General features: G+C 70.9%; 8 protein-coding genes. 5 read left to right on the top strand and 3 right to left on the bottom strand.

Annotated features, from left to right (window positions below):
- Positions 1–217: 217 nt before the first annotated feature.
- The gene (locus ACIQVZ_RS31020; RefSeq protein ID WP_402454458.1) at positions 218–3,238 is read right to left on the bottom strand and encodes a hypothetical protein; all 3,021 of its coding nucleotides are present in this window, start codon (positions 3,236–3,238) and stop codon (positions 218–220) included.
- 258 nt (positions 3,239–3,496) lie between these two features.
- Here ACIQVZ_RS31020 and ACIQVZ_RS31015 point away from each other — a divergent pair, with 258 nt between their 5' ends.
- A complete protein-coding gene (locus ACIQVZ_RS31015; protein WP_402454463.1) occupies positions 3,497–4,150 on the top strand; it encodes a flavin reductase family protein in 654 nt (217 codons plus the stop codon).
- Positions 4,151–4,199: 49 nt separating this feature from the next.
- Complete coding sequence (locus ACIQVZ_RS31010) at positions 4,200–4,694, top strand: DUF4240 domain-containing protein (protein WP_402454455.1); 495 nt, start codon at positions 4,200–4,202, stop codon at positions 4,692–4,694.
- 316 nt (positions 4,695–5,010) lie between these two features.
- On the opposite strand, the gene ACIQVZ_RS31005 is transcribed toward ACIQVZ_RS31010, so the two are convergent.
- Positions 5,011–5,961 carry an NADP-dependent oxidoreductase gene (locus ACIQVZ_RS31005; RefSeq protein WP_402454461.1) on the bottom strand — a complete coding sequence of 317 codons (951 nt, stop codon included), beginning with the start codon at positions 5,959–5,961 and terminating at the stop codon, positions 5,011–5,013.
- 126 nt (positions 5,962–6,087) lie between these two features.
- Here ACIQVZ_RS31005 and ACIQVZ_RS31000 point away from each other — a divergent pair, with 126 nt between their 5' ends.
- Complete coding sequence (locus ACIQVZ_RS31000; RefSeq protein WP_402454453.1) at positions 6,088–6,669, top strand: TetR/AcrR family transcriptional regulator; 582 nt, start codon at positions 6,088–6,090, stop codon at positions 6,667–6,669.
- 766 nt (positions 6,670–7,435) lie between these two features.
- Complete coding sequence (locus ACIQVZ_RS30995; RefSeq protein WP_402454452.1) at positions 7,436–7,915, top strand: hypothetical protein; 480 nt, start codon at positions 7,436–7,438, stop codon at positions 7,913–7,915.
- A 175-nt stretch (positions 7,916–8,090) separates the two neighbouring features.
- Here ACIQVZ_RS30995 and ACIQVZ_RS30990 read toward each other — a convergent pair whose 3' ends face one another.
- A complete protein-coding gene (locus ACIQVZ_RS30990; RefSeq protein WP_402454449.1) occupies positions 8,091–9,110 on the bottom strand; it encodes a hypothetical protein in 1,020 nt (339 codons plus the stop codon).
- Positions 9,111–9,266: 156 nt separating this feature from the next.
- Here ACIQVZ_RS30990 and ACIQVZ_RS30985 point away from each other — a divergent pair, with 156 nt between their 5' ends.
- Positions 9,267–9,860, top strand: a complete 594-nt coding sequence (locus ACIQVZ_RS30985) for a TetR/AcrR family transcriptional regulator (protein WP_350884586.1) — start codon at positions 9,267–9,269, stop codon at positions 9,858–9,860.
- The last annotated feature ends 428 nt before the right edge of the window (positions 9,861–10,288 follow it).

Here is a 10,288-nt window from a genome sequence, read left to right as displayed (position 1 = left end):
TGACCTGCGCGATCTGGCACAACGACCACACCGGCCAGCCCGTCATGCGCTCACTGACCGCCTACGACCACTAACCCTTCGCATCACTCATCTAGAAGGCAGGCAGAGTGCGCCACCGGTGGTGGCGCACTCTGCCCTCCCGGCCGCTACGCCTGGCGTATGCGTTGCGTGCGTCGCCGGGGCCGGGGCCGAGGTCGGCCCGGGTGGCGGAGGGTGGTCACCCTCCGGAGCGGTCCTGGCGCAGGCGGGCCGAGGCGAAGGCGGCGATGAGCCAGCCGAGGCCCAGCAGCGCGCCGCCACCGAGGCCGACCGTGGCCACCGGGGCTCCGGCGCTCGCGAGCATCAGGGCGGGTTCCTGTACGGCGGGTTCCTGCCCGGCGGGTGCCTGCGCGGCGGTGTCGCGCGGGGGAACGGGTGCGGGGTGGGTGCCGGCGGGGTGTTCGGCGGCCGACGTGTCACCGGGGGCGGTGCCGCCGGGGTGGTTGTCCCACTGGCCGGGCCCGGGGTGGTGGTCGCCCCAGCCGCCGTGGCCGCCGGAGTTGTGGCCGTCGCAGCCGCCGTGGTCCTGGTCCTCGCAGGGGGTGCAGGCCACGATCGTCACGGTGTTGCTGGTCGCCGTCACCGGGGTGCCGTCGGGGGTGGTCCCGGTGACGGTCGCGGTGTCGGTGATCCTCCCGGCCTGCACGTCGGCCTCGGCGGTGGAGTACGTCGCGGTGCAGGTCGTGGACGCGCCCGGGGCCAGGGTGGTCATCGGGCAGGAGACGGCCGGCGTGCCCGGACCGGAGTCCGTCACGGCGAGCGAACCGAGCGTCGTGTCACCGGTGTTGGTGACGGTGAAGGTGTAGTGCAGGGCCTGGCCGGCGGCGGAGAACGAGGTCTCCTGGACGGCCTTGACGATCTTCAGCCCGGCGTAGGGCACGGTCACCTTGTTGCTGGTTGAGGTGACGGTCCGGCCTCCGGGGGCGCTGCCGGTCACCTGGGCGGTGTCGACGACCTTGCCCGCGGCGACGTCGGCGTCGGTGGTGACGTAGGTCGCGGTGCAGTTCTCCGAGGCGCCCGGTGCGAGCGGGCCGGCCGGGCAGGTGACGGTCGGCGTGCCGGGGCCGTTGTCCACCACCCCGATGTCGGTCAGCGGCTGGGCGCCGGTGTTGGTGACCGTGTAGGTGTAGTGGATGGTCTGGCCGGCGGCGGTGTACTGCGCCTCGGCGGCCTTCTTCACCACCGTGACCGCGACCAGCGGGGTGTTCACCTTGTTGCTGGTCGTGGTGACGCTCTGGCCGCCCGGGTCGGTGCCGGTGACCTGGCCCTGGTCGGGGACGTTCTGGGCGGCGACGTCGGCGGCGGTGGTGACGTAGGTGGCCTGGCAGGTGGTGGACTGGCCGGGCGCGAGCTGGTTGGTGCCGCAGCCCGAGACGGTGACGCCGGGCGTCAGGTCGGTCACCGTCACGCCGGTCAGCGCGACCTGGCCGGTGTTGGTGACGGTGTAGGTGTAGTTGAGCGTCTCGCCCGGGGCCTGGAAGTTCGGCTGGACGGCGGACTTGGTGATGGTCAGCGCCCGCAGCGGCACGACGACCTGGTTGCTGGTCGAGGTCACGGTCTGGGTGCCGACGGTGCCGGTGAGGTTCGCCGTGTCGGTGATCGTGCCCGCCGTCGCGTCCGCGGCGGTCGCGGTGTAGGTGGCGGTGCAGTTCTCCGTGGCGCCGGCCGCGAGCGGGCCGGGCGGGCAGGTGACCGTCGGGGTGCCGGGGCCGGTGTCGGTGACCACGATGTTCGTCAGCGGCGCACCGGCGTTGTTGGTGACGGCGTAGGTGTAGTGGATCGTCTGCCCCGCGACGAACGAGCTCTCCGCCGCGGACTTGTCGATCGTGGGGGTGGGGACGTTGACCAGCACGGTGGTGGTGCAGCCCGTCGCGGTCGCGCAGGTGCCGCCCGCGATGGTGGGAGCGACGCTGTTGGTCAGTGCGTAGTTGCCGGTGTCGGGGCTGTTGACCGTGACCTGGTACGCCACGGTCACGGTGGACCCGGCGGCGGGCGGTGCGGTCAGCGTGCCCGACCAGGTCAGGGTGTTCCCGGTGACGGCGGCCGTTCCGGAGCTCGCGGTGACGGAGCCGGGCACCAGCGTGGCGTCCGTCAGCACGGCGGAGAGGTCGTCACTGAAACCCGCGAAGGTGGCCGGGTTGGTACCGGTGTTGGTGACGGTCTCGGTGTAGGTCAGGGTGTCGCCCTCGTTCACCGGGCCGGTCGGCGACACCGACTTCGCGACGGTGTAGGAGGTGCCGGCCGGAAGGTTGCAGTTCCCGCTGTCCTGGGTGGAGGAGGCGCCGTAGAAGGGGTGCCCGGTGTTGGCGATCGTCGTGGTGGGCAGCGTCGCGGTCGAGGAGGCGGTCGGGACCGAGTTCAGGGTCTCGATGGTGCCGTTCGCGCGGAAGACGTAGACGGTGCCGCCGGACTGGGCGAGACCGTAGATGGAGTTCGGCGTGGTGCCGATCTCGGTGATCGTGTTGTTCGGGTGGATGCGGAAGTAGCTGGTGGGGTTCTGGAAGAACGAATCGAACGCGACCCCGAGGACGTCGCCGTCGGGCAGGGTGACGAAGTCGCCCGAGGAGACGAGCGTGGCGGGGTAGGCGACGGGGAACAGCGTGCTCACACCGGTGGCCGGGTTGAGCGTCCAGATCTGGTTCGAGTCGAACGATGCGAGGAGCAGGGTGCCGTCGGGCCGGGAGCTCAGCGCGTTGAAGGTGAATCCGTCGACCGCGGCCGGACCGGTGATCACCACCGAGCTGGTCTCCGCACCGGTGGCCGGGTTGATCGTGTACAGCGTTCCCGGGTTTTCCTGCCAGGACACCCCGTACAGCGTCGTGCCGTCCGCACTCCACGCGATGTCCCCGTAGTCCCGCACCAGCGGCACGTCGGACAGCTGCGTACCGGTCGGGCTGTACGAGTACAGCTGGTCACCGCCGCCGCCGGTGTTCGCCCACACCGGCACCGGCTGACAGGTCAGCGCCCGGGGGCCTGACTTTCCGTCCGCGCCGTTCGCGCGGTCCGCGTCGTCCGCAGGTGAGGCGGCGGCAGGTGAGGCGGCGGCAGGTCTGGCGGATGCCGTCTCCCGTGCCGGGAAGGCGTGCGCCGGGAAGGCCTGTGCCGAGCCTCCTCCCCAGCCCGCCGTCATGCCGATGACCGCCAGCCCGATCGCCGCGGCGAGCCCGCCGCGCGACCGGCCGCGTCTGATCCCTGCCATACCGTCTCCGTTCCAGTCGGGCGTGGTCACCGCAAGGCGCCACGCCGCAGCATTGGGATAACGCAAGGTGTTTTTGTGAACACTTTGAGTAACGTGACATGGGTTGGCTCGGGCCGCCATCCGGACCCGAATCGTTTGAGACTGCCGGGTGTCGGCCACCTGGCCCCATCGCGGCCCTTCGCGTGGTGCCCCGGCTGCCGGCGATCCTTCGGCCCGCGCCGAAGAATCCCCGGCCTACCGTCGATTCCCGTGAACACCATGACACCTGGCAGCACACGCACTGACGCACGCACCGATGGCTCGGCGGGCCCGGACCACGTGGCCATCGCGCCGAGCATCCTCTACTTCGGCACACCCGTCGTCCTGCTCTCCACGGAGAACGCGGACGGCAGCGCCAACCTCGCGCCGATGTCCTCGGGCTGGGCCCTCGGCCAGGTGATCGTCCTCGGCATGGGGGCCGAAGCGCAGACCGCGCACAACCTCCGCAGCCGACCCGAGCTGGTGATCAACCTGCCCGCGCCGACTCAGTGGCCGGCGGTCGAACGACTCGCGCCGCTCACCGGGCGCACCCCCGTACCCGCGAACAAGCAGGACACCTTCCGGTTCGAGCGGGACAAGTTCGCGGCCGCGGGACTGCGGCCCGAGCCCTCCGAACTCGTCCGACCGCCGCGGGTCGCCGAATGCCCCCTGCAACTGGAGGCCCGTGCCGCCCGGATCCAGCCCGACGCCTCCGGCGGGTTCCTCATCGTCGAAGCCCACGTGCTCAAGGTCCACGCCGATCCGCGCATCGTCGTCCCCGGCTCCCAGCACGTCGACCCGGCCCGCTGGAGCCCGCTGATCTACAACTTCCGCCACTACTACGGACTCGGCCCCGAACTGGGCCACAGCTTCCGCACCCAGACGCCCCGTTGAAGCCGTTCTGCCGTCCTGCCCGTCAGCCCCAGCTGCCAGGGTGACGGGCATGGACCTCGACACCTTCTGGCAGATCATCGATGACACCCGCGCCGACGCCGCCGACGAGAGCGAACACGCCGACGCACTCACCGAACACCTCGCCGGCCTGGCGCCCGATGAGATCGCCGACTTCGACCGGCACTACGCGCAGCAGAAGGCCCGCTCCTGCACCTGGCTGCTCTGGGGCGCGGGCTACCTCGTCAACGGCGGCTGCAGCGGCGACGGCTTCGACTACTTCCGCGACTGGCTGATAGGTGCCGGCCGCACCCTCTTCGAACAGGTCCTCGCCGACCCGGACAGCCTCGCCGAACTCCTTACCCCCGACCAGGAGGAACTGGAGGCCGAAGACCTCGCCTACGCGGCCACCCACGCCTACCGCCGACTCACCGGCACCGACCTTCCCTCCAACGACACCACCTCCGGCCCCCCAACCGGCGAACCCTGGGATGACGAAGACCTCCCTACCCTCCTCCCCCACCTCTCAGCCCGCTTCGCTGTTTAGCCCCTACTCTCCATACCTGGCGCCGTTTCCACCTCGGGGAATTATGTAGACCAACCGTCATATTCGCAGCCCCAGCCCGCCCGGGGCGCCGCGCAGGAAGTTGGCCAGCCCGACTCCCTGCGCGCAGGGGAGGGGGTTCGCGCCCACCGCGAGTCGACTATGTAGACCGGCCGTCATATTCTGCGCTGGCGATGAGGCGGATCGCCCCGAGCTGAAACTCGCGGGCGTGGTGATCCTGCGTCCTGGGGCGATGTGTGACTGCGATCGATGGATTGCGATTCCGAGCCCTGGCTTGCGAGACGGGCGATCTCTCCGGTTAATCGGCGCCGGCGGGCAGGAGTAGGAGCTTCCCGCGGGCATGCCCGGTCAAGCTGATCTCAAGGGCCTTGCGCCAGTCCGCGAGGGGGAAGGTTCCGGCAACCGGCACGGTGAACCTGCCTTCGGCAGCCAGCTGTGCGAATTCGGGGAAGACGCCGAAGAGTTCGTCGTCGGTCCGCTTCGCGGGGTCTTCGTGAAAGGTGTCGCGTACCCCGAGCTCTGCCGCTGCGGCCATGTCGGAGCAGGTCAGCACACGCTTGGGATCGCCGCCGACGATCTCGACGAGTTCGGGCAGGGCGCCGTTGGGCGGCGCGGTGTCGAAGGCCAGGTCGACCTGGCCGGAGCCAAGGGCCTTGACCCGCTCGGCCAGGCCTTCGCCGTAGCCGACCACTGTGGCTCCGAGGGTGCGCAACTGCTCGGCGTAGGTCTCCCCGGCGGTCGCGATCACCCGCGCTCCGCGGATGACGGCGATCTGCACGGCCGCGTAGCCGATGGTGGTTCCGGCGCCGTTGATCAGGATCGTGCTGTCTGCGGCCAAGCCGATTCGCGCGAGGTGCCAGGACGCGGTGCTCAGCGCCATCGGGAGCGCGGCGGCCCGGGTGAGGTCCAGGCCTCCGGGCACGGCGAACCAGTGATCCAGTACGGCGTGGTCCGCCGCTCCGGCGCTCGGCTGGCGGGCGAAGTCGGCGGTGCCGAACACGCGGTCACCGACGGCCACGTCCGTGACGCCCGTGCCGACGGCCTCGACGATGCCCGAGACGTCGCAGCCGATGCCGCGCGGCAGGGTCCCGGGGAAGAGCCCGCGGCACAGGGCCCAGTCGGCCGGGGCCAGTCCGCACGCGTGCACGGCGACGCGGATGCGGCCGGGCCCCGGCTCGGGCACGGGAGCGGTCTCCAGGCGCAGGACGTCGGCGGGCTCGCCGTTCTCGTGGAAGCGCAGCGTGCGCATGGTGCCCGGTGCGGAAGCGGGTTCGGCCATGAGGTCCCCTCCAGAGTTAATCGGAACGCGTTCCGTTTCTGCTCGGGCCTAGACTAGCCCAATGACCCACTCAAACGGAACGCGATCCGTTTAGACATGACCATCGACCCGTCCCCGGCGGCTCAGCAGCAGCCGCGCGCCGACGCCGCGCGCAACCGTGAGACCGTGCTCGCGGCGGCGACCCGCGCCTTCGCCACCCCCGACACCGAGCCATCGATGCGCGCGATCGCCCGACAGGCGGGCGTCGGCGTGGCCACCGTCTACCGCCACTTCCCGACTCGGGAAGCGCTCGTCGACGCCGTCTATCAGGACCAGGTCGTCCGACTGACGGCCGGGGCACGCGAGTTGCTCGCCAACCATCCGCCCGCGCGGGCGCTGCGGCTGTGGATGGACCTGTTCGCGGAATGGCAGGCCACCAAGCACGGCATGACCGACACCCTGCTCGCCATGATCGATTCCGGCGAAATCTCCCTCGCTCACACCCGGCAGGAGCTCCTGTCGGCCATCACCACGATCCTCGATGCCGGTGCCGCCGCTGGGGACATCCGCACCGACGCTCGCGCCGTCGACGTCTCCGCCGGCATCCTCGGCATGCTCGCCGTCGCCGCCAAGTCCGCAGACCCCGCCCAGGCCCGGCGCCTGCTCGACCTCCTCATGGACGGCCTCAGCCCGCGCTGAGGCGCCACCAGACACTGACACCGCAGATCCGGCTATCCATCGTGCCCATCGGCTCAGCGGAGCCCGGCCCCCGTTCCCCCTGCTCACTCCTCCTGCCGGCGCTGGCCCACCACGCCGACAACCTGCTGGCAACCTGTCAACAGTTCGATCCTTCACCGACAGGCGCCACGGTCGGACGGCCCCTCGCAAGTAACGCTCGGAACGGCGCGCAAACTACAAGTCGAAGCCGCAGCTCGAAGCCGACGGACTCGCAAGCTGTCCATCGGAGTCACACGATGCCGGACGGATCGGGGGAGACCTATCCGGCCAGGCGGGGGAGGGCCGGGATGTGCCGTTGCCCTGGCCGATCTTCTTGTCGCAGCAGGCGCGGGAGGCTGGGTCGCCGAGTGAGGCGCACGCGGTGGCCCGGCCCCTATCGGCGGTCTACCGATGCCTCGGGCCTGGTGCCACCACCCCTGGATCATGCGAACTACGGGGGGCAGTCATGCCGGCCCGGAGGCCGGGAGCTCCGCTGCGGGGCCGCGAAGAAGACATCCGCCAGACGCTGGTTCTCGACCCGGCGGACCATGACCGCGTGTCTCTGCCGGAGGCTCGCGCGATCGGCGCTGATCCGGTGTAGGCCGGGAGGGGGCCGAGGCCGAGTTCCAGGTGGATTCCTGGCGCGCAGGGGCGGAGAATTCAATGCGCTGCGAAATATATCCTGGATGCACGTTTTGCGCCTTGAATGATTTTGCGGAATACGGCCCGTACCATAGGCTCCCCCGTCATGAGCGACGCCCCTGAAAAGCGCCACTGGCGCACGACCCTATTCCTCTGGGTCGGCCTTCCCTTCATTGCCGTCATCGGCATCACCAAGGCCGCACCGGACCTTGTGCCGGCCTGGCAGGCGCAGAGCGGCAGCGGGGTCGTCGGAACGTTCACCGCCGCCCGCACGACCTGCAGTCACGGGTCCTGTGACTTCTACGGGACTTGGACGTCGGCGGATGGCGCCACCGTCCGCACCGACGTCCTCCTGTACGACGAACCGGATTCCCTGCAGATCGGCGGAACGGCCGCGGCGCGGGATTCCGGCGCCCACGGCGGCGTTTTTGGCACGGGGGGCGGCTCCTCCTACCTGCTGGTGACGGCCTTTGCCGTCGGCGGTGTGGCGGCGGCAATTGCCTGGCCGGTTTTTCTCTGGCGAACCTGGCGTGATTGGCGCAAGCGCCGGAATCCCTTGCCGACGGCCGCTGAGGCAACCGCCTGACCCGGGGCTCGGCGCATGCCGGGCAGACCCGGGCTACGGCGCGACGAGGCCCCGCCGACCGGACCGGCAGTCGTGCGGCGCGTCGGCCGTTGGCTGACGGATCTCATCGCGACAGATGCGATCTCGCGTACCGCGCGAGGGTGAGGGTCGGTAGACCGGTCTGCATATTTCTTGGTCAGTGGGTGTGGTGGTAGGTGGCGAGGGTGGTGAAGGCGGCTTTGGGGTCCCAGGGGAGGTCGGGGTAGGTGGTGCCGGAGCGGTCGGCGTAGACCTTGACGATGCCGTAGCTGGCGAGGTCGAGGTCGTCGTGGGGATCGGCGTCGGGGCGGTGTACGTGGTCGTAGAGGGCGAAGGTGAAGACGAAGGTGGCGTCGATGCCGCCGGCGTCGAAGGCCTCCAGCAGTTCGCGCAGGCAGGCGGCCTGGCCGGCCTCGTCGCGCTCGTACACGCCCTTCAGGCGGACGGGGCCCTCGGCGTCGTACTCGACGATGTCCAGGCCGAGCGCGCCCCGGTCGCCCGCGCCGCGGTAGCCGGCGGAGCCGAACTCGGTGATGGCGACGGGCTTTCCCTGCGAGGCCAGGTCGTGGACGCCGTCGGCGAACCGGTCGGCGGTCTCGGCGGAGCGGTAGAGGTCGAGGGAGATGAGGTCGAAGGGCGTCCAGTCGACGCGCTCCAGCGGTACGGCGGCGTAGGTGACGCGCCCGCCGAAGCGCTCGCGGACGACGGCCACGGCCTCGCCGAGGAACGCGTTGACCCGGCCGCTGACCGGTCCGAGGTGTTCGCGGACGAGCTCGGGCCGGCTGAGCAGGGCGACGCGTTCGTCCGTGGTGTCGCCGGGCAGGAATCCCGGGTTCATCAGGCTGAGTTCGGCCCCGGCGACGAACACCACCTCGGCGCCGCGCCGCCGCAGCCGTTCCGCGCGCTCGGCGCAGTCGGCGAACAGGGCCAGCAGCTCGTCGGCGGCGAGTTCCAGCGGGTACGGGGAGTACCAGACCTCCAGTCCGAGGTCGGCGGCGAGTCCGGCGGCGAGTTCGATCCGGTCGGGGTCGCCGCCCATGATGCGGACCGCGTTGCAGTGCAGGTCGTCGCGGATGATGCGCAGTTCGCGTTCGACCTCCTTCGGGTCGAACCGGCTGCGGGAGTACGACCCGTTCCTGACGAATCCGGTGTCGTAGCTGATGCCTTTGGCGCGCACGGTGTCCTGCCTTCCTGGGGTGGGGCGGGGAGCGGGCATATACGGTACGGCCAGTACCCTAGTTGGCGCGGGTTGGAGAAGGCAAGAAGGATGGGAAGGTAGGGGGCGGTGCCGGCGGCAGGGCCGGACTGGATCGGATCGGACGGGACGAGGGCCATGGCCGGGCAGACGCGGCGGCGCGGGGCGGCACTGGAGGAGGCGATCCTCCAGGCGGCGGTGGCGGAGCTCGCCGAGTCCGGATTCGCCGGGCTGACCATGGACAAGGTCGCCGCCCGCGCCGGCACCAACAAGAACGCCCTCTACCGCCGCTGGCCCAACCGCCTGGCCCTCGGCATCGCCGCCTACAAGCAGCTGGCCACCGCCGCCGTGCCCCCAGACACCGGTGAACTGCGCGGGGACGCCCTGGAGTTGCTTCGCCAGGCGAACCGGCACTGGAGCTCCCCGCTCGGCGCGGTCCTGCGCGAACTCCTGGCCGCCGCCGGTGGCGCGGCGGAGTTCCTGGCGCAGCTCCAGGACCAGTCCGGCGAGGCCGCGGCCGCCCCCTGGCTCACCGTCCTGGCGCGCGCGGTCGCCCGCGGCGAAGCGGCTCCCGAGGCGCTCCACCCCAGGGTCGCCACGGTGGCGGTGGTGCTGCTGCGCAACGAGTTCGTGGTGCGGGGCGTGCCGACCGCGCCCGACGACGTCCTGGTCGAGATCGTGGACGAGGTCTACCTGCCGCTGATCCGGCGCCGCGGGCCGTCGGACGTTTGAACGGGCACGGCCCTGGAGCGGCGCCCGGCGGGGCTCGTCGGTCGGGCTGAGGGCGGCGCGGGCCTCCGGGTTCAGGAACTGCCGAGGTAACGGGCCTCCAGGTACACCGTCCGCTCGGTCTGCCCGGGGTCTCGGTGTCGGAGTCGAACCCCGTCCTGGCCCCCTGCCCGGGCCTCCAGTGGACGGGACGGGCCGGCAGTCGACAACGGTGCCAGGACCGGCGGCCTGGCCTTGTCCTTGCCCGAGGCGTTGCGGCCGTTACGCCAGCGCTTACCCGTGCGCAGGTTGATCCCGACGCGTGCGCACGCGTCCCGACTGCTCAGGCCCTGGTCCATGAGTCGGAAGTATTTCTCCTGCTCACAGACCAGGGTCCTCGCCCCCTGAGCCACCGTCCGGTTCTTCCGGATCTCGAACATCGCACCCCTTGA

This window comes from Kitasatospora sp. NPDC098663, from assembly GCF_044760075.1.
In the GTDB taxonomy this organism is placed as follows: Bacteria; Actinomycetota; Actinomycetes; order Streptomycetales; family Streptomycetaceae; genus Kitasatospora.
The sequence above is the reverse complement of the archived record's forward strand: the minus strand, read 5'-3'. Positions and strand labels throughout refer to the sequence as shown.

Coding starts and splice junctions, on each gene's coding strand:
- ACIQVZ_RS31020 (WP_402454458.1), bottom strand. CDS start 3,238: ATGGCAGGGATCAGACGCGGCCGGTCGCGCGGCGGGCTCGCCGCGGCG.
- ACIQVZ_RS31015 (WP_402454463.1), top strand. CDS start 3,497: ATGACACCTGGCAGCACACGCACTGACGCACGCACCGATGGCTCGGCG.
- ACIQVZ_RS31010 (WP_402454455.1), top strand. CDS start 4,200: ATGGACCTCGACACCTTCTGGCAGATCATCGATGACACCCGCGCCGAC.
- ACIQVZ_RS31005 (WP_402454461.1), bottom strand. CDS start 5,961: ATGCGCACGCTGCGCTTCCACGAGAACGGCGAGCCCGCCGACGTCCTG.
- ACIQVZ_RS31000 (WP_402454453.1), top strand. CDS start 6,088: ATGACCATCGACCCGTCCCCGGCGGCTCAGCAGCAGCCGCGCGCCGAC.
- ACIQVZ_RS30995 (WP_402454452.1), top strand. CDS start 7,436: ATGAGCGACGCCCCTGAAAAGCGCCACTGGCGCACGACCCTATTCCTC.
- ACIQVZ_RS30985 (WP_350884586.1), top strand. CDS start 9,267: ATGGCCGGGCAGACGCGGCGGCGCGGGGCGGCACTGGAGGAGGCGATC.